At 67.1% G+C, this 26,079-nt stretch carries 18 protein-coding genes; 3 read left to right on the forward strand and 15 right to left on the reverse strand.

Features of this window, described 5'->3' with window-relative positions:
* Positions 1 to 5 precede the first annotated feature (5 nt).
* Positions 6 to 188, forward strand: a complete 183-nt coding sequence (locus ATJ88_RS18370; RefSeq protein WP_170023617.1) for a hypothetical protein — start codon at positions 6 to 8, stop codon at positions 186 to 188.
* On the forward strand, positions 185 to 1,252 hold the full coding sequence (locus ATJ88_RS12415; RefSeq protein WP_170023618.1) for a DUF4238 domain-containing protein: 1,068 nt from the start codon (positions 185 to 187) through the stop codon (positions 1,250 to 1,252). Before ATJ88_RS18370 ends, ATJ88_RS12415 begins: the two co-directional genes overlap by 4 nt.
* Before the next feature lie 255 nt (positions 1,253 to 1,507).
* Here the strand turns inward: ATJ88_RS12415 and ATJ88_RS12420 are convergent, their stop codons facing one another.
* The 15 genes from ATJ88_RS12420 to ATJ88_RS12490 all read right to left on the reverse strand — a co-directional run bounded on the left by ATJ88_RS12420 (position 1,508) and on the right by ATJ88_RS12490 (position 24,348).
* Positions 1,508 to 3,166 (reverse strand): hypothetical protein, encoded by a 1,659-nt coding sequence (locus ATJ88_RS12420; protein ID WP_141538679.1) that lies wholly within the window; start codon positions 3,164 to 3,166, stop codon positions 1,508 to 1,510.
* Positions 3,163 to 4,656 carry an SCO6880 family protein gene (locus ATJ88_RS12425; RefSeq protein ID WP_141538680.1) on the reverse strand — a complete coding sequence of 498 codons (1,494 nt, stop codon included), beginning with the start codon at positions 4,654 to 4,656 and terminating at the stop codon, positions 3,163 to 3,165. The genes ATJ88_RS12420 and ATJ88_RS12425 overlap by 4 nt, the downstream gene beginning before the upstream one ends.
* Positions 4,653 to 6,563: a hypothetical protein gene (locus ATJ88_RS12430; protein WP_098464096.1), complete on the reverse strand. Its 1,911-nt coding sequence runs from the start codon at positions 6,561 to 6,563 to the stop codon at positions 4,653 to 4,655. The genes ATJ88_RS12425 and ATJ88_RS12430 overlap by 4 nt, the downstream gene beginning before the upstream one ends.
* Positions 6,564 to 6,664: 101 nt before the next feature.
* Positions 6,665 to 7,015 (reverse strand): hypothetical protein, encoded by a 351-nt coding sequence (locus ATJ88_RS12435; protein WP_098464097.1) that lies wholly within the window; start codon positions 7,013 to 7,015, stop codon positions 6,665 to 6,667.
* Between the two features lie 140 nt (positions 7,016 to 7,155).
* A complete protein-coding gene (locus tag ATJ88_RS12440) occupies positions 7,156 to 8,631 on the reverse strand; it encodes an HNH endonuclease (protein ID WP_170023619.1) in 1,476 nt (491 codons plus the stop codon).
* Positions 8,632 to 8,707: 76 nt separating this feature from the next.
* Positions 8,708 to 9,304, reverse strand: coding sequence for a prepilin peptidase (locus tag ATJ88_RS12445; protein WP_245852402.1), 597 nt, complete (start codon positions 9,302 to 9,304; stop codon positions 8,708 to 8,710).
* Positions 9,297 to 9,626 carry a hypothetical protein gene (locus tag ATJ88_RS12450; RefSeq protein WP_098464098.1) on the reverse strand — a complete coding sequence of 110 codons (330 nt, stop codon included), beginning with the start codon at positions 9,624 to 9,626 and terminating at the stop codon, positions 9,297 to 9,299. The genes ATJ88_RS12445 and ATJ88_RS12450 overlap by 8 nt, the downstream gene beginning before the upstream one ends.
* Before the next feature lie 38 nt (positions 9,627 to 9,664).
* Positions 9,665 to 10,414: a hypothetical protein gene (locus ATJ88_RS12455; RefSeq protein ID WP_141538681.1), complete on the reverse strand. Its 750-nt coding sequence runs from the start codon at positions 10,412 to 10,414 to the stop codon at positions 9,665 to 9,667.
* A gap of 14 nt (positions 10,415 to 10,428) precedes the next feature.
* Positions 10,429 to 11,469 (reverse strand): M15 family metallopeptidase, encoded by a 1,041-nt coding sequence (locus tag ATJ88_RS12460; RefSeq protein WP_170023620.1) that lies wholly within the window; start codon positions 11,467 to 11,469, stop codon positions 10,429 to 10,431.
* A gap of 563 nt (positions 11,470 to 12,032) precedes the next feature.
* The gene (locus tag ATJ88_RS12465) at positions 12,033 to 15,716 is read right to left on the reverse strand and encodes a YobI family P-loop NTPase (protein ID WP_098464101.1); all 3,684 of its coding nucleotides are present in this window, start codon (positions 15,714 to 15,716) and stop codon (positions 12,033 to 12,035) included.
* Positions 15,717 to 15,761: 45 nt separating this feature from the next.
* Entirely contained in the window at positions 15,762 to 18,905 is a 3,144-nt protein-coding gene (locus tag ATJ88_RS12470) for a type I restriction endonuclease subunit R (protein ID WP_098464102.1), read from the reverse strand.
* Complete coding sequence (locus ATJ88_RS12475) at positions 18,905 to 20,110, reverse strand: restriction endonuclease subunit S (protein ID WP_098464103.1); 1,206 nt, start codon at positions 20,108 to 20,110, stop codon at positions 18,905 to 18,907. Before ATJ88_RS12475 ends, ATJ88_RS12470 begins: the two co-directional genes overlap by 1 nt.
* A gap of 38 nt (positions 20,111 to 20,148) precedes the next feature.
* Positions 20,149 to 22,113 carry a type I restriction-modification system subunit M gene (locus ATJ88_RS12480; protein WP_245852403.1) on the reverse strand — a complete coding sequence of 655 codons (1,965 nt, stop codon included), beginning with the start codon at positions 22,111 to 22,113 and terminating at the stop codon, positions 20,149 to 20,151.
* A gap of 395 nt (positions 22,114 to 22,508) precedes the next feature.
* Positions 22,509 to 23,813, reverse strand: coding sequence for an IS256 family transposase (locus ATJ88_RS12485; RefSeq protein ID WP_425432702.1), 1,305 nt, complete (start codon positions 23,811 to 23,813; stop codon positions 22,509 to 22,511).
* A 196-nt stretch (positions 23,814 to 24,009) separates the two neighbouring features.
* Complete coding sequence (locus ATJ88_RS12490) at positions 24,010 to 24,348, reverse strand: helix-turn-helix domain-containing protein (RefSeq protein ID WP_098464105.1); 339 nt, start codon at positions 24,346 to 24,348, stop codon at positions 24,010 to 24,012.
* Between the two features lie 446 nt (positions 24,349 to 24,794).
* Between ATJ88_RS12490 and ATJ88_RS12495 the strand changes: the two genes are divergently transcribed.
* A complete protein-coding gene (locus ATJ88_RS12495) occupies positions 24,795 to 25,751 on the forward strand; it encodes an SRA domain-containing endonuclease (protein ID WP_141538683.1) in 957 nt (318 codons plus the stop codon).
* Positions 25,752 to 26,079 lie beyond the last annotated feature (328 nt).

The raw sequence follows: 26,079 nt of genomic DNA on the forward strand, positions 1-26,079 counted from the left end.
CGGAGATGGCGAGCGTGTTCGATCAGGACGACGCCAAGCGTGAAACCGCCAGACCGCCGGACCTCGCGCCCTGGCTTGGTTGGAAGGGCTTCTGGCGGGCCGAACGCCCGGCCCAGGACCTTGACCAGAGCGGGCAACGAAAGAACATGGCTCGCCTGTCAGCGGCTACTGCTTGGATCGCCACGTGACCAAGAAGCGCAAGACCCGGCACCACACCGTGCCAAGACTGCACCTACGTGGCTTCGCGTCGTCCGACAAGATGCTCGTACAACTAGACCTGAGCACCGGGATCAGGCGTGACGTAGGCGTCGGTGATGCCGCTGTGATCCGCGACTTCTACACCGTCCGGCTCCCAGACGGTACTCGGACGGACGCTTGGGAGCAGTGGCTCAGCGAGGTGGAGGACAAGGTCGCGCCAGCGCTCCGGCGGGCGATCGAGGCGCCACGGTTCCGGCTGGACGACTACGACCGAGAGCTCCTCGCCCGGTGGATCGCCCTGCAGGCTCTCCGTGGCCCCGACAACCGTCGCCATCAGGCCGAGCTCGCCTCGTTTACGGTGCGTGCGCAGGTCGCCATGGGTGGCCTGGCCTACCTACAGCACGCCATGAGCCACGGACTCGGACGCCCCGTCCTCGTCGATGAAGCGGCGCAGGTCTGGGACGACATCACCTCGCCGGAAGGACCGGTGATTGAAGTCTCGGGGGACGAGCATCTCGTAATCCTGACAAGCCTCTACGAACGTGCCGCCGAAGCCGTCTACGCGCGGTCCTGGGGGCGCGTCCGGTTCGGCAGGCACCGCCTGGCCCTCTCAGACGCACCTGTTAGCCTCATCCCCGACTACGCGGGCGGCTACCCGAGCAGCGGGCTCCTGGGTGCTCGAGCGATCACGGTCGCGCTGGACCGCCAAAACCTGCTGTGGCTCGACCTCGCCGGCGAGAACGGGCCTACTCCCGACCGCGAACTTGAGCCGAGCACTCACCTGGCCCGCTTGCACAACCTGGCTGCCGTGGCGGGTGCGGAGCGGTTCGTGTACTTCAACCCGGAGGATGCTCCGATCCCATCGGAGACCGTCCTCCCACGACCACAGCCGAAACGCATCCAAGTCAGCGACGGTCCTGACTTCGTCAACCGTGACCGGCCACTGGCAGATGTCCTCAACCAGATCGCAGTCCATCGTGCAGACCCGTCTGCGGACTCGTTGATCGCAGATTACACGTGGCCGATCGAGGGATACCGACAGCGACTGGAGTAGATCGCCAGGGCAGGCCCACCGCGCCCGGCATGCGACAGTGAGAGCTCGGGCTGCACGTCGGCGCTTGCCGACGATCGTTCGGCGGCGCCGACCCAGGTGGCAGGGCTTGTGACGCTGACCGACGCCGGCTACCAAGGCGCCGAAGCATGGATCTGGCACCCGCTGCGCCTCACTGCGAACCCGCGAATCGACGACGTCACCTAGGTCAGGCTGCTGACAGGGACCGCAGTCCGTGGCCGAACGCGGCAACTTCCTTTAGCCCACTCGCCCGGCACTTGTGTTGATGAGCGCGAAGGCGGACTGGCCGATGACCGGCGCCACTAACACTGGGATCGCCTCACCGATGTGCCACACGCCCACCCCCTGGGGCAGCGACGCGAGCAGGTCGGTCTCGGCCGCGGTCGGGCGCACGATCTCGTCGAGCAGCGCCATCGAGGCGGCTGACTGCTTGTAGAGGATCTTGATCGCGGACTTGGTGATGATGCCCTTGACCTGGTTGCGGTGTGCGGAGCCGGCTTCGCCGAACTGGGTGATGTCGGCGAGCTCGTGGAAGATCAGCCAGTTGGAGCAGCGCCACTGGCTGGTCATGCGCAGTCGCTCGTCCATGGCCTGAGCCTGGGCGCGGTTGCGTAGCTCGTCCCAGCCTTCTTCGGAAACCACGCATCGCCAGCGGCCGTCCTCGGAGCGCAGGGTCGCGTCGATCCACGCGGAGGTCGCGGCCTGCGCGATCGCCCGGAGCTCGGGGGCGGCGCCAGCGATGGCAGAGGTGTCGATGACGGTGAACGGCGCGACCGGATCGAGCGTCACCGTTGAGTTGGTATCGAACATGCCTGCGAGCGGTCCCCGGACGAGGCGGCCGAGCACCAGGCGCAGCGCGGTCGGTGCTTCCGCGCCGGCGTCGCCGAGGTCTTCGCGCAGGGCCGTGGCCGGGTTCGTGAGCCAGTCGACGACCCCCGTGACGGTCGCCTCGACGTCACCGGCGTCGATGGCTTCGACGGCACGGTCCAGGACGGTGCGTTCGAACTCGTCGAGCACCCGGCCGGGCCGCAGGGTCGTGCAGATCGATTCCAGGGCGAGTGATCGCCTGGTGGCGACGAGGCCGCGCCATGTGGCGGGGTCGACGTCGAGCGGGCGCGTGCCTTCGTCGAGGGGGTTGATGACGTTACAGCTGCCGGGTCCGACGGCGACGATCTGACCGTCGAGCGCCTGGGCCAGTGGCACCCACTCCCCCTTGGGGTCGGAGGAGACGATGACCTGTCGGCCCCAGCCGATCTCGCGCAGCATGGCGGTTTTGACGCAGAAGGACTTGCCGGTGCCCTGCAGGCCGAAGGCGACGACGCCCGGCGACGCAGCGTGCTTGCTCTGCACCGCACCCCACGGGTCGAAGGTGAACGGCTGGCCGCTGGTCGCCTCGATCCCGATGATCGGTCCGGGGATCGACATCGTGGACGGCGCGACGAACGGGGTGAGCACGCCGATCCGCGCCGCCGATGTGACGTGCTTGGGTAACCCGACGCCGGCTGGACCCCACATGCCGCCACGGGTCAGGCGTCCCCATGCTCGGCGGCGGGACAGCTTGGGCAGCGAAGCGGTACTCGACGTCGGCTGGTCGGCGTGGGCGCGCTGCGCGCGGGAGTCCTTGATCGCGCGCCGCGCTTCCTTGCGGCTCGCGCGGTCGCCCGGTCCAGCGAAGGCCGTGACCTCGTACGATCGCTCGCCCGGTTCCGACGACGTCGCACCCGGCCGCACACCAGCGTGCGTGCTCCCGGGCTCCGCCCCGCCCGAGGAGGACTCTGCCGTCGCGTGCACACCACCCCGCCGACGGACAGGTTCTGTGTCTCGCGGGTCCGCGACCGTCGCGCGGACTTGATCTGCGGACTCGGAGACCTGGTGGCGTTCCACCGCCGTGGTCATGCGCGTGCTCCGATCCCGAGCGGCAGGACGGCGGTGTTGAACGCGGCCCACTGGTCGCCGCGCAGGAGCTTGACCTTCATCCCTGGCGTCGCGGCGGCGACCCACAGGTCGGAGCGGTCCAACTCGTCGAGGGACGGTGCGTGGACGGTGATCCAGGCGGAGTAGCGCACGTCCCCGTAGCCGAGCTCGAGTTCGGTGCGACGCTTGGCGAGTTCCTTGCCCTCGGCGGTGTGCGCGGTCGTGGTGGGTCGGCCGAGGAACTCGTTGACCTGCTCCGCGGTCGCGCGCGAGGCCTCGGCGTTGTTCAGGCGCTTCTCTGCCCGGTGCACGTCCACGGCTTCCCACACCTGGGTGACGGTGTGCGCTATGCGCCCGCCGCTGATGAGCGGGGCCAGGAACCCGGCCCGGGCGGGCTGGGCAGGCATCCGTTCGACCCACCAGCACCGGTGCACCGCCGAGTCGGTGACCAGGTGGTCGAGGCGTTCGGTGACGACCTGGGCGAGCAGCGCGTCGGGCGGGAGCTGCCAGTCCTGTGCGGCGAGCCACGGTGCGGCGTCAGGGTCGTAGGCCAGGCGGATCGCCCCGCGCAGTTGGGCTTCGTTCATCCAGGTCGCGTCCTCGACGCGCACGCCGCACGTGGGCAATCCGGCCGCGACCTGCTGGACCCGGTCGGCCACCACGTGGGAGACGCCGGCGATCCCGCCGCCGGCCGCGTCCACGTCCCTGGCGACTGCCCTTGCCGCGACGGTGATCGTGACGACGACGTCGCGGTGCAGCACCTGCCCGATGGCGGGGGTGGCGAGGAGTTCGGCGTGGTCTTCGGCGAGAAGCGCCCCGGTCGCCGTCGACGCGGAGATGCGGGGGGCGGGGAGGCGGTCGCCCGAACCTGGGTAGGAGCGGGCGTGCACGGCGACGCGTTGCACGCCGTCGGCCGTGGTCAATCGCGAGCACAGGTCGCTGACGGCGGCTGCGCGCGAGGCCTTGGCCTGGTCGTCTGCGAGGTCCCACGCGTCGGTGGTGAATCGCAGTGCCGCGGTCGCGGTCTGCGCGACGGCGTCCCACACGAACGCTGCGCCCTGGCCGTACTCGACGCCGAACAGGGCGAACGAGTGCAGCCGCTCCCCCGCCGCGCCCGGCACGGTGATGCGGCCTTCGACGTGGGCGGCGTTGACCTTCACGACGGTGGAGGTCTGGCGAACGGCCCTGCGGAGCATGAACAGCCCCACCGTGGTGAGCCGTTCGAGGAACGACCGTCCACCCCAGGACCCCACGGCGACCACCGCGATCGGCGTCGTCCACCACGCCACCGCCCACAATGCGCCCGGCAGGTCCTTACCCACCGTGAGCAGCCACATCGGCCGCGCCAAGGCGACGGCGACGAGTCCCAGTTGCGGGCCGGACAGCCCGAGCATCACTCCCGAGCGGGACAACGGCGCGAACGACGCCGACGGCACCAGGTCCTCACCGGCGTGTCCACTTATCCGGGTCATCGTGCGCCTCCGAACGGGTTGGGGCCGGACTCGGTCTCCGGCTCAGCATGCGGTGTGAGAACGGCTGGCTGGGGGTTGCTCGACGTTGGTTGAGCCTGACGCTGTGGCTCGTTCGGCTGCGCGACGACCGGGCCGTTCGGCCGCGCGCCGGCTCGTGCCGGTGATCCCGCGGGTGTCGGACCGCGGCCGGTTTCGGACTCCGCCGTGCCCGAACCCGGTGTCGTCGCCCGTGGCGTTCCGGAGTCATCGGCGCCTGAACGTCGAGGTGCCACGCTTCGGGTAGGTTCCCCGGTCGTCGTCGTGGCGTCGTGTCGGCCGCCCGACGGTGACGTGCCCGAATCACTGGGCGACGGCGAAGGTCCGCCCGTGGCCGACGTGGTCCCCCTCACACCGGACCTCGCTGCTCCCGCTGCCTCAGTTGAGTCGAGCGGCTGGACGTCGGACCCGTTACTGCCGTCGTGCCCTACTGGGGGCCAGGCAGCTTCGTCGACCGGTCCCCCGAGGCCAGTCACCTCGTCGCCGTGCTCCAGGCCGCCGTCGACCGGGAGCGTAGGAACGGCGTCGCCCTGCCAGCCATCCTCAGACGGCGAAACGTCACCACGATCCGCCTTCGCCTCGTCGTGACCCGCAGGGTCGGCGACGCCCGAGGCGGCGGCGGTGCCCCTTCCCCTGCTGGACGGGCTCCCATGCAGGCCTGCAGCGTTGCCGCTGTGCGCCACCGAGTCGCTCGAGCCACGGGCCTTGCCGTTGATGGTCTTGCCCGAGCCGTTCATCCCGGTGCGCCGGTCGCCCTTGCCTGCGGCCATGACAGGCGCCGTCGAGTGAGGATCGCCCGTCGAGGGTCGCGATGGTTCTGCGCCGGCCGTTGTCGACCCAAAGCCGCTGAACCCCGCAATCGATCCGGCGCCGGCTCCGGCGATCGCGGCAGCGTCCTTGGCTGAACCGCCAAGTCGCTCACGCAGTGCGGCGATCCCTTGGTTGGCGCCGGCATGGGTCAGCGAGTTCGACAGCCCCTTGATCTTGTCAGCGTGCGCTGTGATCGCTCCGCCGAGCTGCGCTCCGGCGAATCCGACGAAGGAGAACGCCAGAGCCGGCGAGGCGACGGCCACGGTGATCGCGATGATCCCGAGGATGAGGCCGTCCGCGCCTCCTCGCGATCCCAGTGCGCAGCCGAGCGCGACGGTGCCCGCAGCAATGGGCTTGGTCAGCAGCAGCGCGACCGCCATCTGTAGCCACTTGCTCGACATCGGGCGCGTGCCGCGGAACCCGATGAGCATCAACGCGACGGGCGCAAACCCCGCCAGCGCGATCTGCCCGAACGTTACGGCGCCCAGCACGATGACCAGGCCGATCACGGGCAGCATGGCCAGCCCGACGAAGATGAGCGCGAGCCACCACGTCGACACCGCCGACACCCCGAGCAGCATCGACACCATGGCCGTCGTCGCAGCCGACGTCGCCCCGGTCACGACCGCGGAGCCTGCCACGACCTCGGGCGCGGTGATCGAGTTGAGGATCGAGGTGGTCAGCCAGTCCGACGCGTTCACCAGCCGGGAGTACAGCAGCAGGCTCGCGGCAGTCAGCGGCCAGGCGAGGATCGCCCACACCCAGCCCCGCAGGATCCGACTGTGGTCGGACGAGATCATCCCGGCGATGATCTCCACCGCGCAGACCGCCACCGCGACGACGGCAAACACCCCACCCCACTTGGCCGCCTGACCGAACGCAGCCTGCCACTCCGAGGCCGAGATGACCGTCAGCGGGTTGTTGAACGCGAGGTTGAGAAGCCAGACCAGCGCCTCGCCCATACCCTCGACGATCCCGTCGACGAAGCCCTCCCAGTCGAGCGGGTTCCACCACGAGCCGCTCGCCAGCGTCGCCGCGACGACGACGGCGGGGACCAGCACGAGCGGGTGACGTCGCCTGGCAGGTCGGCGTAGCGGCCACCGACGACGGCGCGGCGGACGCCCTCGGGTCCTCGGACTGCGCGAGTCGCGGGCGGGCACGGTCAGAACCCGAGGTCGAAGCCCGCGAAGTACCCGGTGATCCCGAACGCGGCACCGGTCAGGGCCGCGCCGATCGCGCACACGATGAGCGCACCCACCGAGACCCGCTGCATCTGCTGGCTCGCCGACGCCTTACCCGCGATCCACGCGACGATCGCGACGACGAACAAGATGCCCAGCACGATGAGGCACACCGCTTGGATGCCGCCCGCCCACTCCTGGAGCTGGGTCATGAAGGGGAACGCGTCGAACTCGAGGTCGACGCCGAGGTCGACGTTGTCATCCTCGCCGGCAGCGAGAACGGGCGCACGCGTGTCGGCAGCGACGACGTCGCGGGTCGTGGCGAGGACCATCCGGACTCCCGAGGTGGTGGCCCGCGCGGATCGCGAGCTTCACTCTCACTTCGCCGACCCCGCGACGAACCATCGGTCCGATATCGATCACAGGGCGCACGCGCGACGCCTTCCGGCCGGCCCTTGGGCCTGGCGACCGCCTACCGCGTGACGCTCTCGAGCTTTCGCCTGAGGAAGTCCGGGTTGGGCGGGTAGGCCGACGGCATCCGCAGTTGCTGGCCGTCGTAGGGCTCGAGGAGTCGCGCGAGCTCTGGATCGTCGTCGATCAGGTCGGTAGCCACGGTGACCGTGTAGTCGGGGTTGATCTGCAGGTAGCCGTTCTCGAAGGCGACGTCGACGAGACTCGACAAGCAGATCCCGTTGCTCGGGTCGATCCGGATGGACGCGTCCTCTGCCCACGGGACGATGTGCGCGGCAACGAGAAAGCTGCGGGTCGAGATACCTGTGATCGCGCACCTGTAGCCGTAGGCGCTCTTCACCCTGCCTGCGAAGACTGCCTGGTAGCTCCCACGTACCTTCGTGGTTGCTGAACCATCAGGGGCACTCGTGTCGCCGAGAGCGAACCGCTCCTCGGCCTGACTCTCCACGGCGGAGTCACGGTCGAGCGACTCGGCCAGCGCATCGTCCGTTACGGCCACTGCGCGTGTCCGGCGGGAACTCGTCGTTCCATCGCGCCACGCGAGCAAGGCTTCACGCTCGTCGGTTGACCAGGCGGCATCCGGGTCGGACTCGACGACGGCCCAGATGAGGCCTTGGGCATCCACGGCATCTCGAAGTCCGGCAATCCTGTGTTGCTCAGCCCGCACGCGGACCTCGCCACACAGGTCCAGCAGTGCCTCGTAGCGCTTGACGAGTGTCGACTCGTCGACGGGCACTCCGGCAAGGAGGGAGGCCTTCTTCACTGGCCGTGCGTTGTACGGCGGCCACGTCGTGACGTCCCGTGCCATGAGCAGCGTCGACCCGAGGGCGAGGCGGTTGCCGGGCGTGAAGCTGCCGAGCCCATTCATCTCGACGTCGAATGTCGCCAGCCTGGCGACGGGGTCCGGGGAGTCGTCCCAGAGTGCGCTGACGGCACGCGCGAACGAGTCCTCGTCAGCAGTCGCGGACTCCTTCAGGTCAGCAGCGAACCTCCAGTTCAGCCAGTTCGCTGGGGCGCTCCGGTCGCGAAGTACCGACCACAGTGCCTCGACCCAGCCAGCATCGCCCGCAAGAAAGGCACTGCGTACGTCAGCGAGCCTCGCGGCGACCTGAACCTTGTACTCACGTTCTTGCGCGTCGAGGTCCAATGACTCTGCGATCCGGGCCGCCCACGACATGAACGCCGCCCAGGAGCCAGTCGTCTCGCGCTTCGAAGACAAACCGGGGCTGACGTCGAAGCCGAGTCGCCGCAGCACAGGGGCAGTCACGCCTTCACCGCCGCTGAACTCTGAAGCGGCGAGGCCGGCCGCTGCACCAAGGACGGCCTTGGAGGCGTACTGCCGTCCTTCGTAGACGAGCTGGTAGGTCCGGGCACGACCGAACCCGTACTTGGCGTGGAAGGCGACTTCTCCGAGCTGATCGTGCTCCTCGATGGCCCGCAGGACATCGCCCCTCGTCACATCATCGAACCTGGCCACGCAGGTGACCCTACAACTGCCACTTCAGATCCGAGGAGCGCCGGAGCTCCTTGCGGTTCGCGGCGTGAGCGGCTCGCTAACGAGTCCAGGTCATCGCGACGGCGGCGCCCACGAGCATGAAGGGACCGAAGGGAAGCATCGACTGGCGGGTCGCTCGACGGGAGATCAGCAGGCCGGCTGCGACGATCCCGCCGAGGAGGAACGGCAGCACCCCAGCCCAGAGTGCTGCCTGCCATCCCTGCCAGCCGGCGAGCATCCCCAAGAGCACGGCGAGCTTGACGTCACCCAGGCCGAGCCCCCATGGACCGACGAGACTCAGCCCGAGGAACGCGACGCCGAACGCGGCCGCGCACAGGCCCGCGCGAGCGAGGTCTCCCCACGCTCCGGTGACCGCAGCGCCAGCCACCAGCAGTACCGCACTGGCGCACAGCGTCGGGTAGACGATCGCGTCCGGTAGACGGTGGTCTCGCCCGTCGATCACGCCCAAGGCCGCGCCGGCCACCGCGGCGACGACGAACACTGGCGTCGACCATCCGGGCCCCGTCAGCCACGTCGCCCAGACGACGGCGACGACACCCCAGACGGCGATCGAGCGCCAGTTCGGCCGCACATCGCTGACGATCCGCTCGACGAGCGCCGGCGTTCGCGCAGGGCTGGTCACGAACTCAGCCACCGAACTCGATCGGCAGGACCGTCGTCATCCACAGGCCGACCGTATCCGCACCCCAGCCGGTCGCGCCCACCAGGGAGCCCAGAAGGACCATCCCGAGCAGCGCGGCACCGGCGCCGCCGGCGAAGAACGAGGAGTTCTTGCTTCCCACCGTCCCGCCCGAGGCACGGGCGGCGACCCACAGGACGACCCCGGCGAGGAAGACGATCGCACACAGGATCAGCCCGACCGCGAGGACACCGCCGGCGATCTCTCGCAGTGTCGTCCCGGCTGCACCGGTGTCGGCGCCGTCGAGCCAGCCGAAGTCGAGTGCCGGGATCGTCACCGTGTCATCGCTGCTCGCGACTCCGGACCGATTGGTGTTCATGGCAGGAGCTCCGGGTCGGAGGCGACGTAGCCGGCGTCGATGAACACGGCCATCACCACACCGCGGGTGACCTGGAAGTCGACGACCAGTCGCAGTCCAGCGCGCGTCCATCCGTCCCCTGTGCCGAACACGACGTTGGCGCGGAGTGTGACCTCGCCCGGGCCGGTCCACTCGGGTTCGGTCTCGTCGACGAACTCGACGACGCGCGGCAGCGCGGCATGGACCGTCGCGTCGGAAGCGATCGCCTCCAGCGCTGTCGACGGCACGACGGTCACCTGCACGTCCGGGTGTGCCCACTGGGTGTTTGCCCGTTCGACTGCGCGGCCCCAGGGTCCGAGCGCTGCCTCATCCTCACGCCAGGCCAGTGCTGTTGTGAGCCAGCCTCGCGCAGCCGCGAGATCCGCGTCAGTCACCTCGGCAGCGCCGACAACGGGATCCCCGGTGGTGTCATCGCCCGCACGACCAGCATCACCCGCCTCAACGGCCAGCTCGGCGTCGCGGTCCTCGCGCTGCTCGACGGACTCGCGCCCAGCCGTCGCCGTCGACGTCGGGACTGACTCTGGGGTCGACCCACGGGCCGGCGTCGAGGCTCCCGGCACCATCTCCGCGGACTGTGGGACGCCGTCGGACGCGCCACCGAGCGCGAACCACACCGACGCTCCGACGACGAGCACGACCGTGACCAGCGCGGCAAGGCCTACGACCCACCGCGACACCCGTCGTCGTCGACTCTGCTGCTGGTGCATGGCGTCCTCCCAGGTCAGTACCAGTGCGGGGTGTGGCTGTTCCAGACCGCCCACGCTTCGCACGGGGTGCCGTAGCGGTGCGCGATGTAGTCCATGCCCCAGGTGATCTGGGTGGCTGGGTTGGTGCGCCAGTCGGCGCCGGCGGCCGCCATCTTCTCGCCGGGCAGGGACTGCGGGATGCCGTAGGCGCTCGACGTCGGGTTGTCGGCGCGGTGGTTCCAGCCTGACTCGGCGGTCCACAACTTCTCCAGGCAGGCCCACTGCGAGCTAGCCCACCCGCGGGTCGACGCCATCGAGCGGCCCAGCGCGCGGTTGCCGTCGGGTGTGGCGTCAGTCGTGCCCGCCGTCGCCTGCCGCTGTGCCTGCTGCGCCGAGGGCTCGAACTGCCAGTGCCACGGCTCGGCCTTGGCGAAATCTGGCGAGTCGGGCTCAGCCCAGGTGGGGTGGAAGAACCCGTACCGGTGCCCGTTGGACTTCAGCCACGCGTATGCGGCGCTGCCGTAGTCGTTCATCCCGCTGCCGAGATCGAACGCCAGCCCCCAGCCGTGGTTCGAGTAGCCCGGGGTCGCCGCCAAGAACCCCTTCGACGCTTTGAGCTGCACCTGCTCGACGAACGAGCGGTAGGCGTCCGTCACCGTGATGTCATGCCCGAACCGCTGCTTGAACGCTGCTGTGAGATCGCCGAAGGCCGCAGCGGCGTCGCAGCGGGCCTGATGCCAGCGCGCCGTCGGCACCGGGCACAGTTCCGCCGCAGGGATCTGGCCGTTGGCGTAGCCGCCCCAGGCGTTCGCCGTCGGGTCGTTGTCGACGAACGTCGACCCGTCCACCGCGTACGAGACCGTCCCGCCCTCGGCAACGCTCATCGAGTCCGTGTCGGCGACACCAGTCACGGCAGACACGACCACCGCGACCAACAGGACGACGACAGCCACCGGCGCGACGACGGCAGCCACCACGGCCACGACGATCGCGATCACGACGTGCCGGCCCCGACGGCTACCCGCCGCGCGGAGGGTCACGCCCCGTGCCGCCCCGACCGCCAACGCTCCCGCCACGCCCCCTCCTCGGCTGTCGGACGGACCACGCCCGGATGCACGGCCCCTCGGCAGGTACATCGCCTCGGTTGGGGCAGTTGGGTGGGCGATATCGGTCGGTCGACGTTCGTCGAAGGGGCTCCAGAGGACACGGGCGGGTCGATCCCTGTCGGGCGCTGAAGGGTCGCGTCCTGGGTGCGGACCCCGACCGTCCGTTCCGGTTCCCGCCGTCCTCGTACGCCAGCGTGCGAGGCCATAGACCAGCAGTTAATCCAGCAGACCGAATTCCCGCGGCTCCGGGAGAAGCGAGAGGCCCCCTGACTAGCGTTTCCGCTGGTCGAGGGCCTCTCTGTACTGGTGGGCGATACTGGGTTCGACCCAGTGACCTCTTCGGTGTGAAGCAAGAACAACCTGTGGAAACGCACGCTGTTAGCGAGTTTCCGCCCGTGGCGGTTCGCTGGTGTCCACCCACGGTCGGGCGTTTCGTGAAGCAGTTGATGAAGCACCCCGCTCGCCGGGTAGGGCGGCATTGGTGTCGCCGGAAGCCCAAGGACCCGTTTGTGCGCAAGCCGCATTCGAACGAGTCACGAGCGCTGCGCTTGGTGCAGGAATACGCGCATACCGTCCTTCTCGTCACGCACCTGGGAGACGATCCCCGCCTGCCGGAGGCGCTCAACGACTCGCCGGTGAGCTGGGTCCCCCCGGAGCACTGGTCGCTTCGTTCCCACATCCGCGATCTCCGTATACCCGTCTCCAAGGGACCTGAGGATGCTGCGGAGCCTCTCGATGTCGACCCTCTGCTCCGCGACGTCTACGAGGGCGATCACGAGGTGTGGGGCAAGGCCTTTGGACACGAGGTGTTCAATCACCTCAGGCGCTACAGCTGTCCGCGTCTCGATCAGCCACGCTGCGATCGGCCGCAGGCCCGTGGCATCGAGTGCGCCTGTGTACTCGGGAAGCTGCGCGACGACGGTGTCCTTCACTTCCGCGGCCACCCTGCTGCTTCTCAGGAGTGCTCCGACCTCGGCAGGCGGGAGGAGGTCGGGGCTGATGAAGGTCACGTAGTTGGCGGACGCGGCGATCGCTGCTTCTCTGGTCGGCCAGTCGACCATCAGGGCGGGCGAGAACGCCGTGGGTGCGTCCTGGATGAGTTCCCGGTCAATCAAGAGACCGACAAACGGGCCGGCTTCCCCTTCAATCTTCGACGGTTCGATGAACTCCTCCAGATCGAGGGTCGTGACAAGCTTGACCCGTCGCTCGGGGTCCGGGATCTGCGCCTTCGCGCCGAGTATCGCGAGAGCAACGTCAAGCCGTGCCGACTGGGATGCTTCGGCCGTGTCATGGATCGCGTCAGCATCCGCGAGGACGGTCGAGAGCCCTGTGTCGACCTTGCCTGCTTCGGCAAGGTACGCCGAGACGTTGGAGAACGTGGCGGGATAACGGTTCTGGACTCCGAGGGCAGCCCACGACTTGCGAGGTGCTGTCGTGATGTCGCCTATCGAACACCATGGGTCTGCTGCCTTGACAACGGTGGAGGCTGCCCAGCCATCGTCGTCGGGGTTCGCTTTATCGACTTCCTGCAATATCGCGGAGAAGGCTTGCTGCTCTGAGACGGAGAACTGACCCTCATGTTCCTGGATGGCGCCGGCGTAGGCGCGGACACTGTGGATGACGTGTCGGTAGATGCGCGCGTCACCGGAGCGGAGTTGGTCCAGCGAGACGTTCTGCGCATTGGTGAGCGCCCGTAGGTTCTCGACGGTGACCGGATAGATCTCGTGCTCGACTGCTGCGTCTCGTGCCGCCAGTGAGAGCGGCCCAACGCTCGCGAGCCGTGCTCCGAGTGTCGCGATCATGTCGATGGCGGCAGCGGCTTCGGCCTCCGACGCCCCTGGCTTCAGCGGCTCGAACCCGGGATACCCGTTCTCGATGTAGATGCGCACGGTGTCACTCGTCGAGTACTCCGTGTCGTGGCTCCAACTGGTCAGCGCGACCCCGAAGCAACCTGCCTTGACGGAGTCGTTCAACGGTGGGTCTCCGGCGAGGTACTCAAACACGACCGGCAGTCGCGCGGCAAGGAGCCTGACGAAGCCATGAACATCCTTGCCATGGGTCAGGTAGGCATCGGCGAAGCCGCGTTCTCGCTCACCCCATCGCCGCAGTTGGTCGGCGACCTCGTTCGCCCCTTCCGACCGCTTCGCGAGCAGGTGGTCCAAGACCGCGACGTTGTACATCGAGGCGTCACGAAGGACGACCCGACCCTTCTCTCGCAGGATGGCCTCGACGTCGTCTCCATCGAGCGGGTACATCGCGTCCGGTTCGCCGCGATCAACGTGGTGGACGATGTAGTTCATCGCATCGGGCCGCACGTGCTCGCCGTAGAAGGTCGAGACGTACAGCGCGAAGTAGTCGTTGATGTACCCGGCTTCAACGAGGTCGCCCGCGAGTCGCGACGTGAGGGCGTGCTCCACGAGCTGCGAGAAGTTCCGGGACTTCTGCCCGTCATTCGGGGCGTCACCCTGCGCGTCGCCCGCTTCGGAATCGGCAGCGAGAACGAACTCGGGGGTCCGCGCAATCTCCGACCACTGGTGATGGCGAAGGAACTCGATCTTCGAGCGAGTCTCTGCCAGAGCGAGTTCGGACGCGGCGCGGTCGGATCGTGCCCACTCGTCTGGGTCGAAGTCCTCGTCAATGAGCTCGGCCAGGCGATCTCGAGTCAAGGTCAAGTTCATCATTCCAGCCCCCTGCTTCGAGAGGCTTGCGGTCACCTGGGCGGTGCCTGCAATGAGTCCTTTCCAGAGGTCTGGTTCTCGGAGGGCCTGATCTGCGGGAGGCGCGCCGTTGACTGTCACCTTGCCAGGAGCGTTCAGGTACGACGGGTGTGCCGGGAACGCATCAGCGATGCTCTGGAGCCTGGCAGCCAGTCGCGTGGTGAGCGCAGCGATCCTGCGCTCAACTGACTCCGGTGTCGCAACGGCCCGCACGAGGCGGCGCTCGTCGGCGCTGAGCCGCCTGAGGTTGGCATCGACGAGCTCGCGCCATTGTCGGTGGAGTTCGTCAAGCCGACTCTGCCCCAGCCGGATCGCCTCGAAGTCCGCCATGTGCACGTTCTTGTAGAGGATGAGCGCGAAGAGGCGGTCGTCCGTCAGGTCGGGCACGGGGTTCGGCACCTGGATGAGCTTCTTGCGGTAGATCTCGAACTCGTTGCGGATGTTGTGCAGCAGGCGCATGTCCGCGACGTGTGAGGCGGACAGGTCGATGAGGTCCTTCGAGACCTCGTAGTCGCACTTTGCAAGCTCGCGGGTCAGGAGATCGCGCGCGTTCCGGTGGGTGATGAAGGGGACGACGGGGACGACGAGGTCGAAGAACTTCGTTCGGTTAGCGCGCTCGAGTTCGGTCTGGGCGGCGTCTGGTGTCCCTGCGTCCCCGTGCGCCTCGATGCGTTCGAAGACGCTGTCCCTGAGCGCGTAGATGAACCGGATCGGACGTTGCTTGAGCTGGTCCGCGTTGTTCAGGACTGCGTTGAGAGCGCGGAGGGTCTCGAAGATCGCGGTGTCCTCGAACCGGTCGATGTCTTCGAAGACGATGACGTCCCTGCCGCTTACCTCGAGCGTGTACACGATCAGGTCGAGGTGTTCATCGAAGAAGCTCTCAGCCCTCGGAGACAGGGAGATCGTTGCTGGACCAGCGGCGATCTGACTTGGGACGAACCGTCCATGGGTGAAGCGGAGCACCCCAAACCCGATCGCGCCGATTCCCGCGAAGACGGTCACGGTCGCGAGGGCCTGCTGCCACAATGCGCTGCCAACGTTTACCAGCAGCGGGGTGAGGAGGCCGAAGAGGGCTAGGACGCCAAGTAGGACGAAACCGACGACGGCAGCGATGACCGCGTCCGCCCAGCGTGGACTGCGCACGATGCGACGCAGGTGCGACTCACGAGTCCTCCGTGGGGCCTCGCGGTAGAGCAGCTGCTTGACGATCTCCTTCTGGATCTGGTTCGTCGTTTTCGCGGCTGTCCCGTCGCTGCTTGCGCCCGCTTCTTCGTCCTCTGCGCTCCCGAGCGACGACAGAGAGACCATCGTAATGCGGTTCGGATGCTTGCGAGCGAGCTCGACAAGGACACTGCTCTTGCCGGTCCCGTACGCCCCCGTGAGAGCAACGTTCTTGCTCTCACTGCCCTTCTTGATGGCGTCTTCGAGCGCTGCCAGGTAGATCCCGTGATCGGCCTCGTTGAACTTCGGGGAGAGGCTCACCAGGTTGGGGTGGACCACCGCGCCTTTGTCGGGTACGTCCGCTGTCGACTGCACCAACGTCGCTCACTCTCCGTCGGCGTACTGGATCTTGTGCATTAGGTAGGCGGCTTCGGCGATGGCGGCGATGATGGCGGGGTTGCCGATGGCTTCGCCGGTCATCTTCTCCATGAGGCCGGGCACGTCGAGGACGGCGTCGATGACCTTGTTCGGGACTGTGGGGCTCTTGCGGAACTGGTCGATCTCATTTGCCTCGATCTCCTCGACTACCTGCGGGTCGCGAGATACCTCAGCCGCCGCAGAGCGCACGAAACCTTCGACGGTCCCAGGCTCGAAGTCACCGGCGAAAAGGGTGTTGATGCGCGCGATGATCTCGTTGAGCGCAACCATGTTCGGGTCCCGCTTGGCCCCAGACCCGGCCTCAGATGCGGGTGAGAGCACGGCGTCGCCGGACAGTCCGAGGTCGATCTGACCGCGGTCGATCTGTTTGACGCGCTTGAGGACGACGTCGGAGAGGTCGACCGTGGCGTTGAGCCGGTCGACCGCGATGACGCGCACGAGCTGGCGTAGGAACACCGACAGCTTCTCCAGCGATGTCGACCCGTAGTCGACGACCTGGCTCATGAAGTCGTACAGCCGCACGAAGGTACCGGCGTCCTTGCGGAACAGCTCGAGCCGCTCGACCTCGGCCGCGTCCGAACGAGCCTTCGCCGAGGAGTAGAGGATGGCGAATGTGTCCTTGGGCGGCTTGATCGCGGCGGACAACGCCCCGTGTCCTGCCCTGGTGAACCACGCGTGCGCGAAGGCCTCGACGTCGTCGTCGGTGTAGATGTCGGCCTCGGCGAGCTTGGCAGCGATCTCGTGGACGATGTTCGGGTCGGTGGTTGTCTCGATCCGAGCCTCGGCGTAGTACGGCTCGAACGAGGCTTGGATGTCGTGGGGTTCGTTGACGAAGTCGAGGACGAACGTCTTCTCCTTCACCTCGCCTGACGGCGCCCGGTAGGTGCGGTTCAGCCTGGACAGTGTTTGCACGGCGGTGATCCCGTCGAGCCGCTTGTCGACGTACATCGCGCACAGCAGAGGCTGGTCGAACCCGGTCTGGAACTTGTCGGCCACGATCATGACTCGGTACTGCGCGGCCTTGAACTCCTCGGCCAGGTCCGACGACGCCAGCCCCGGGTTCATGGTCGCCTCGGTGGCGTTCTCGATGTTGTATTCCTCGTCGTCGAGCGATCCGGAGAATGCGACCAGCGCCTGCATGTCGGTGAAGCCCATAGTGCGCAGGTAGGCGTCGATCTCGACCTTGTACCGCACCGCGGCCTTGCGCGAGGCGGTCACGACCATGGCCTTGGCGTGCCCGTCGAGCAGGTGGGCCACGTTGGCTCGGAAGTGGTCAACGACGATGCGGACCTTCTGCCCGATGTTCGTCGGGTGCAGCTTGACGAACGTCATGATCGCCCGCGACGCCGCCTTCTCGTCCACCAGCTCGCCAGGGCCGCCCGAGCCTGCGGCGACACTGTTCTCGACGGCGGTGCGCTCGATCTCGAACGCCGTGGAGTAGGACTGGTAGCCCCGCAGCACGTCGAGGATGAACCCTTCCTCGATCGCTTGGCGCATTGAGTACAGGTGGAACGCCTTCGGGATCTCCTCCGGGTCGTCTGCCTCCGGCCGGCCGAAAAGCTCGAGCGTCTTGGCCTTCGGGGTCGCGGTGAACGCGAAGTACGACACGTTCGCCGACCGCGCCCGCTGCGCCTGCAGCGCCGCAATGAGCTCTTCCACGGCAGCGTTAACGAGGTCCTCCTCGTCCACGCCCGCCTCACCGTCCGGTACTTCGACGCCGCCGCCGGCCAGGACCTCCTTGACCTTCGACGCCGTCGCACCGGTCTGCGATGTGTGCGCTTCGTCGACGATCACCGCGAACTGGTTGCCGCGCAGAGCCGCGTTCTCGGCGAGCTCCTTCATGACGAACGGGAACGTCTGGATCGTCACCACGACGATGAGCCGCTTGTCCGTCAGCGCCTGGGCGAGGGCCTTGGACTTCGACCCGCCGGCCTTGCGCACCTCGGTGTCGTCGATCGTGACGACGAGTTCGCGCTTGTCGTCGATCTGCCGGACGGCGGCCTGGAGCTGGTCGTCGAGCACAGTGCGGTCGGTGATGACCAGCACCGTGTCGAACACCTTGGCGTTCGCGTTGTCGTGCAGGCGAGCGAGGCGGTGCGCGGTCCACGCGATCGAGTTTGTCTTGCCCGACCCCGCACTGTGTTGGATCAGGTACCGCTGTCCCGGCCCCTCGTACCGTGCGGCTGAGACCAGGGAGGTGACGGCCTCCCACTGGTGGAACCGCGGGAACATGATCGTCGAGGACTTCGAGCGCTTGCCCGAGATCGGGTCGACGTGTTCCTCGTGCTTGACGAACATGAGCGCGCCGAGGATGTTCAACCACGCGTCGCGCTGCAGCACCCGCTCCCACAGGTACGACGACGCCGGTCCGTGCGGGTTCGGCGGATTCCCCGCCCCGCCGTCGGCGGTGCCGCGGTTGAACGGAAGGAAGTACGTCTTGGTCCCGGCGAGCTTGGTGGTCATCCAAACCTCGTCGTCATCGACGGCGAAGTGCACCAGCGCACGGTTGCCGTGCCCGAGGAGCGGCTGCCCCTTGGGGTCGCGGTTATTCCGGTACTGGTCCTTGGCTGCCCCGATGTCCTGCTTGAAGCTGGTCTTGAGCTCCGCGGTGGCCACCGGGATGCCGTTGACGAAGAACACCAAGTCGATCGACCGTGAGTCACCCTTGACCGGGGAGAAATGCACCTGCCGCATCACCCGCAGCCGCACCGCCTCGTACCGGGCGCTGGTCGTTGGGTTCAGCGACGTCGCCGGCTTGAACTGGCACATCTCCAGGTGCGCGTTCACGTGCGCGAACGGCCGGCGCAGCACGTTCAACGTGCCGCCGCCGTGCGACGTCGGGGCATCCAGCCGCTTGGCCAACGCAGCGAGAAGCTGCTGACGCTGCTTGGCCCCCGACGTCGACCCGGCCTTGACGACCTTGGTCAGTTCGTCGGGCTGCGTAGCCTCCAACCAGCCAAACACGTCGTCGGGGAACAGTGCCACGGCAGGGTCGTAGCCGGTGTCGTTCGGCGAGTACAACCAGCCATGCGCCGCCAGGTACTCGGCGATCTCTACCTCGAGCGCGAGCTCGGCCGCCGCGTCTGACATCAGCCGGCCCTCCCTGCCGACACGCCAATCTGGCCTGTGACAGCGGCCGTAATCAGCGCTGACCGCCGCTCCTTCGACAACGCGATGTTGTGCGCGGCCTCGTCCATCAGGCGGTCAATCCTCTGTGTCTGCGCACGCACAAGACCAACGATCTCCTGCTGCTCCTCCAGAGCGGGGACGTGCACGGGAATTCCGGCCACGTCACCCAAGTAGATGCCGGGCTGCGCAGATACTTTGGCACGGAGCCGTAGCTCGTCCTGGAACTTCCGCCCTTGGATCTGAAGCCACAAATAGTACGGGTCAAGCGCCTCCGCTGGACGGAGAAACGCCACGCTCCGCTGAAACGACAGACGCTCATCGCGTTCATGGACGGCAGTCTTGCCGATAGTTGCCCCGACGATAACGAGGAGCACATCACCGCGGCGGGGGTACCCATTCGAAACGATCGAGTCATGATCCGCCTGAGAGATATACGATTCAGCGCCGTCGATCACTACCTGACTACCCATTACGTTTCGCGCACCAAGTAGGGGGAAACCACCTTCGGGACCTGTGCGTTCAAACGAGCCGTGTGTCCCATCCTTCATGCCTTCGAGGACGAGCCCGAGACTCGCCACGAGGGGACCTGTCTCGACCGCGCGGGACACGACCGCGTCCCGGCGTTCGCGGAGGAGGTCGATGAAACGTTCCTGCTCGGCGATGAGGGTGTCGATCTCGGCGGTCTCAGCGTCCAGGAAGTCCGCGATCCGCCGCTGCTCGTCCACCGGAGGCAGCGGCAGGGGCACCTTGGCAAAGGTGGAGTACTTGATGGACTGACCGTCGCGGAGCTGGTCCGTCGTCGACCTGATCTCTTGGATGTACCCCTCAGACTTGAGCACCCATCGAAAGAACTCAGGGACCACCTCGTGGTTCCGCGGCGTCAATACGGTGTAAGCCATTGACACCTTTCCGGCAACACCTGACCACTCGATTCCACCCTGGAAACTGCGAAGGTGGATCACGAAGTCATCTGGCTCGACGTGCTTCATGTTGTCCTGGCCCTCAAGGTTGAGAACCACGCGGTTGCCCGTAATCCTCATGTACTCGTTCTGCGGCAAGACGCCGTAGCTCTGCGACGGCGTGAGGTGGACGTCGTCGGGGCCGCTCTTCTCGCGGCGTTCGATGAACGCACCCTTCGCCGGGACGACCCTCCATCCAGCGGGCACGGTCGCTGGCCACTTGAGACCTGTTGGCCGAAGGTCTCTCACTGTTCGACCTCTCGGAGGAGGCTGAGGATTCGAGCCACGGAGGCTTCGAGGTCGGCGTCGATCTCGGCGAGCGGGCGCGGGGGCACGTACTCATAGAAGTGCCGGGTGAACGGGATCTCGTAGCCGACCTTGGTCTTGCTCCAGTCGATCCAGGCGTCGGGCACGTGGGGTGCGACCTCTTCGTCGAAGTAGGCCTGGATGGTGGTCTTCTCAGCGTCGTGGGTCTTGGGGTTGTCGCCCCAGCCGAAGGGGACGATCTCGGTATCTCGCAGGCTGGTGTCGGGCTCTGGGCGGCCCTTGGTGTCGGTGCAGATGTCGGCGGTCTCGTCGCGCTCGCCGAGCGCGGTCCACAGGGCCTTGCGCTGCGGCGTCGACAACGCGACACTGTGGGAGCCGAGGTGCTTGCCGACGTCGCGCAGGAACTCCTCGCGGTTCAGGTACAGCCTGTCGCCGAACGAGCCGAGCGCCTCGACGAGGCCGTCGACCTTGGCCAGTGGTTTCGACGCCGACAAGTTCTCGAGCCGCTCGGGGGTGACCTGGAAACTGAGCCGCAACGAGCGCTCGACGGTGACGGACCAGTAGGCGAAGTCGAGGTTGTCGAACGCCTTGGACCGCGGACCGCCATCGGCGGCGTCGGAGGGTGCGGCGTCGAACTGATCGTAGGCGCGGACGATCTGCTCGCGGTCCCTGACGCTGATCTCCACACGCTTGGAGCCGAGGGACTTGCGCATCTTGGTGCCGAGCTTGGTCGCGTCGATGAGCTGGACCTTGCCGCGCCGTTCGGGCTGCTTGGTGTTGTCCAGGATCCACAGGTAGGTAGCAATGCCGGTGTTGTAGAACATGTCGTTCGGCAACGCGACGATCGCGTCGATGAGGTCGTTCTCCAGCAGGTGCCCCCGAATCTCGGACGGACCGGAGCCGGCGCCGCCGTTGAACAGTGGGGAGCCGTTGAGCACGATACCGCCGCGACCGCCGTTGCCCCGCGCGTCGGCCGGGCGCAGCTTCGCGAGGAGGTGCAACAGGAACAGCATCGAACCGTCGCCCACGGAGGGCAGACCTGGGGCGAAGCGGCCGGCGGTGCCGCGGGCGGCCTCGGCGCGCACAGCCTTCTCCGACGCCTTCCAGTCCACGCCGTAGGGCGGGTTGGAGAGGACGAAGTCGAAGGTCTCGCCCGCGAACAGGTCCTCGGCGAGGGTGTCGCCCATGCGGACGTTGGCGATGTCCTGGCCCTTGATGAGCATGTCGGACTTGGCGATCGCGTAGGACGACGGGTTGATCTCCTGCGCGTACAGCGCGAGATTCGCCTTGGGGTTGAGGTCGCGCAGGTGCTCCTCGGCGACGGAGAGCATGCCGCCGGTGCCAGCTGCCGGGTCGTACACGCTGCGGGTGATGCCGGGCGCTGCGAGGGCGTCGGTGTCCTCGGCGAAGACGAGATCCACGAGCAGCCGGATGGCGTCGCGTGGAGTGTAAAAGTCTCCGGCCTCGGCGTTGGAGGCTTCGAAGTCCTTGAAGATCAGGTGCTCGAACAGGTCGCCCATGCCCGCGTTGGACACATTGCCGGTGGACAGGTCGACCTTCGCGAAACCTTGGGTGACGGGGATGAGCCGGTCAGCAGCGTCGAGGTGGTGGATGCGTGCCTCGAAGTCGAAGTGCTTGAACACGTCGACTTCGGTGGAGAACCCGTTGACGTAGTCGATCAGATTGGCCGCGAGGTTGTCTGGATCCTCGAGGGCCGTGGCGAGGGTGTACTTCGAGGAGTTGTAGAACGGCAGCCCTGTGGCTCGGCGCACGAGGGCTCGGCGCATTGTCGGGTCCTCGGACTTCGCCACGGCTGCGGCCATCGCCTCCCGCTGCGGGGCCATCACGCACTCCATGCGCCGCAGGATCGTGAACGGCAGGATCACCGTGCCGTACTGGTGCGGCTTGAACGGGCCGCGCAACAGGTCCGCGATCGACCACACGAAGTTGCTCAACTGGCTCAACGACGTAACTCCTTCGGCCCACCCGCGCGGGCAACAGTGCTCTTCGGCGACGGGCGCACGCCTGTCACTCGCGGCACGAGGCCGCAGCAAGGAACTTACCCGGGGCGACCGGCATCGGTGCAGGTGGCGCGCGAACGCGTGGGTGAAACTGGCCGCGATGCCGTGAAGGTGATCGACCGGAGGCGCGCGATGTCCCTCATCCCAGCCGATGCGTACTGCGCCGTCGGGTAGACGGTCGATCTCGGGTTGGTCATTTTGGATGCGACCGCATGGTCGCCCTTTCCCGAGAGTAGGGCGGGGCCGCGCACGGCGCTGGCGACAGCCGCCCTCCTGGGTCTGTCCAGTTTTCGGTGTAACTGGGTGTTTTGAAAGGGTCAGCGGCGGTGCGCGCTGAGGCGCCCGTCGAAGGTGATGTCGAACGCGTTCAGGGCCTGCTTCCACCGCATGGTCCACCTGGCCCTGCCGGTCCCGGTCGGGTCGAGGGCCATCACGGCGAGGTAGATGCACTTGAGCGCGGCCTGCTCGTTGGGGAAGTGGCCGCGGGCCCGGACCGCCTTACGGATCCGGGCGTTGACGGACTCGATCGCGTTGGTCGTGCAGATGATCCGGCGGATCTCGCGGTCGAACGCGAGGAACGGCACGAACTCGGCCCACGCGTTGCGCCACAGCCGCACGATCGCGGGATAGGTGTCTTGCCAGGCCTCAACGAAGTCCTCGAACCTGGCCTCGGCCTCGGCGAGGGTCGCGGCCTGGTAGACGGGCTTCAGGGCGCGGGAGATCGCGTCCCAGTGCGCTCGGGAGGCGTACCGGAAGCTGTTGCGCATCAGGTGCACGATGCAGGTCTGCACGATCGTGTCCGTCCAGACGGTGTTCACCGAGTCAGGCAGCCCCTTGAGGCCGTCGCACACCACCATCAAGATGTCTTCGACCCCGCGGTTCTTGATCTCGGTCAAGACCTGGAGCCAGTACTTCGCACCCTCGCCCCCGTCGCCGGCCCACAATCCGAGGATGTCGCGGTTCCCGTCGACGGTCACGGCCAGGGCGACGTAGATGGGCCGGTTGGCGACCTGCCCGTCGCGAACCTTGACGTGGATGCAGTCGATGAACACCACCGGGTAGACCGGGTCCAACGGACGAGACTGCCACTCGGCCATGCCGTCCAAGACCTTGTCCGTGATCGTCGAGATCGTCGTCTTGGACACCTCGGACCCGTACACGTCTGCCAGGTGCGCCGAGATGTCACCGTGGGTCATCCCCCGCGCCGACAACGACAGCACGATGTCCTCGATACTGCCCAGCCGGCGCTGACGCTTGCGAACCACCGCAGGCTCGAACGTCCCCGCCCGATCCCGAGGCACCTCGATCTGCACCGGGCCGCCCTTGGTCAGCACCGTCTTGGCCCGGGTGCCGTTCCGGGCATTGCCGTCCCTCGATGCGCCCTTCTCGTGCTTGTCGTAGCCCAGGTGCGCGGTGATCTCACCCTCGAGCGCGGACTCCAGCACCAGCTTCGTCAGCTGAGCCAGCAGCCCGTTCTCCCCGTTGATGCCCAGCCCGGACGCCTGAGCGTCATCGACCAGAGCGGCGATCAACGCCTTGTCCAACTGCGGCGCCTGCGGCGTCCTCGTCACCGAGTCCTGCTCCTCCACCACGACCGCTCCCGCGGTCGTCTCCACCTGCATGTTCAACGCGTTCCTCCTGGTCAGGAGTTACACCGAAAACCGTACAGACCCGCCCTCCTTGCCAGAGACGAGTGGCTGGGACTGCTGCAGGGCTGGTTGACACTTCATCTGTCCGATGAGGAAGTGCGAAAGAGCCACTGATCGAACAGACCCATGTGAGGTGCACGGTTGACACCATTGCGGTTCGCGACGAGTCTCACGCCTCGTCATAGGGGATGAGGAGCGCGTCGCGGACCTCGCCGAGGTTCACGCGAATGGCCCGGCCACCGCCGAGCCGGTACGCCGGCAGCACATGCGCGGCGATGCGGCGTCGGAGCGTCTTTACCGACACCCCGACGAGCTCGGCGGCGACGACGAGGGAGACGAAGTGGCCGTCGGTCGGAGCCTTCTTGGCGGTGGGACGCCCTTGACGCCGGGCGTTGCCGTAGCTCGACGCGGCTCGCGGACCGGACTTCGACGCGCCCCGCTCGCCGGTGCGGTCGCGGGCTTCCTGCTGTGCGTTCATCGGAGTCTCCTCGGTGACGGCGGTGCCCATCGACGGTCGCTGGTCACCAAGCACATCGCCGGAGAAACACTCAGGCCCACGCCGATATCGACAGGGGCGTACTCACCTACTGCGCGTGATCGATCTGGACGATCCACTCGTTGACTGCTGCGACGGCATCGTGGAGCGAGATCGACAGGTCGGCGTCCCGAGTCTGCCGCCGCGTAATCGCGCGCCCAGTGTTCATGAGCAGTCACGGTCGGCGGCCAAACACGCTCAGTGCGGCCCAGCGCACGCGCATCCTGAGCGCGCGTCTCCAGTACCGCCACTGCGGCCGGACGAATGTCGGCCAGGGTCGCTTCGCCGTCCGCGTTGAAGCAGGAACCGCAGGAGCACGAGATCGACGACGTCTCGCGACCGGTGCATCCGGGGGATCGCGCGGATGATGAACGCATTCCGAGCCAGAAGTTGTCGGTTGCCTTCGATACGGTGCGTACATGGCTGACGAATGGGACATTGCGACGGGCACCATCACGACACGAAGTGAGGTGTCAGCGCGTTTCGGTGGGTCGATCCAAGGTGGCATCGAGCCTTCCGCCAGGACTCCAAACATCATGGTCTACTCCGACCCCGCGGTCGGGCGCCGCCATGGATACAACTTCGACGGCTTTGCTGCAGACGGCGCCTTTTACTACACCGGTGAGGGTCAGACCGGTGACCAGCGCGAGAGTTCGCGGGGAAATCAGGCGATCATCAAGCACGCGCAGGACGGCCGGGCGCTCCGGGTGTTCGATGCACTCTCTACACCTGCCGGCATGAGGGGCGGGAAGCGCCAGCGATACCTGGGCGAGTTTCGACTCGATCCCCGCAACCCGTTCCGACGCGAGGACGTCCACAGCAACGGTCAGCTACGGACCGTGCTCGTCTTTCGCCTCATCCCGCTATCTGCTGAAGATCCCGAATCCGGTGTCGTCCTCGCTGACGTGCCAGACACGCGACTGTTGCAGGAGTTCGTGCCCGCTGAGAGCAACGAAGTGCGAGCGTTCGACGTCAAGGCTAGAGAGGCGGGGGTTGCCGAACGTCGGGAAGCCGAGCTGATGGCTGAGCTTGAGGCGATCCTCGGCAAGCGAGGACACGAAGTGGGTCGCCTACGGCTTCATGTGCCCAAGTCGAGCACACGCCTCCTCACCGATACCTACGATGCCACGGCACGCGTCTTGTATGAAGCAAAGGCCACCGGGGCTCGTGTTGCCGTACGGCAGGCGATAGGGCAGCTTCTCGACTACAGGCGCTTCGCCGAGCAGCCGGTCACCTGCACGGTCGTCCTTCCCGCAGCACCCGCGACGGATCTCGTCGAGCTCGTGCACGACGTCGGATTCGAACTGGTCGTCCGGGGGCGAAGCGGCAATCTCGTCCGGGTCGCCCCGAACGGCGTCGAATCCGACCTGAGGTAGGTCGTCGATGCCGTGCAGATCAAGCTTCCTGCGCTGGGAGGCGGTGCGTGCCAACGTGACCCCGTTCAGCTGGGTCGTGGAGAGCGCAGGCGCGGACCATCGGGGCGCGGGCCCCGACCTTGTAGTGCTCGTTGTTGGCGCATAGCAGATAGGGCCCTCGATAAATGCCACAAGACAGGAAGCCGCCCACCACGAGCGACGAGTCAAGTTCCTACCACTAGCGGGGGCGTTTTGCCGCCCGCCCTTGTCCAGGGTCGTGCCTGCTCCGGCAGTACACGTCAGAATACTGCCATTTCGGTAAGGTTTTGACACCGCATGACTGAGGCCT

The sequence above is a fragment of the Isoptericola jiangsuensis genome (assembly GCF_002563715.1).
GTDB lineage: Bacteria > Actinomycetota > Actinomycetes > Actinomycetales > Cellulomonadaceae > Isoptericola > Isoptericola jiangsuensis.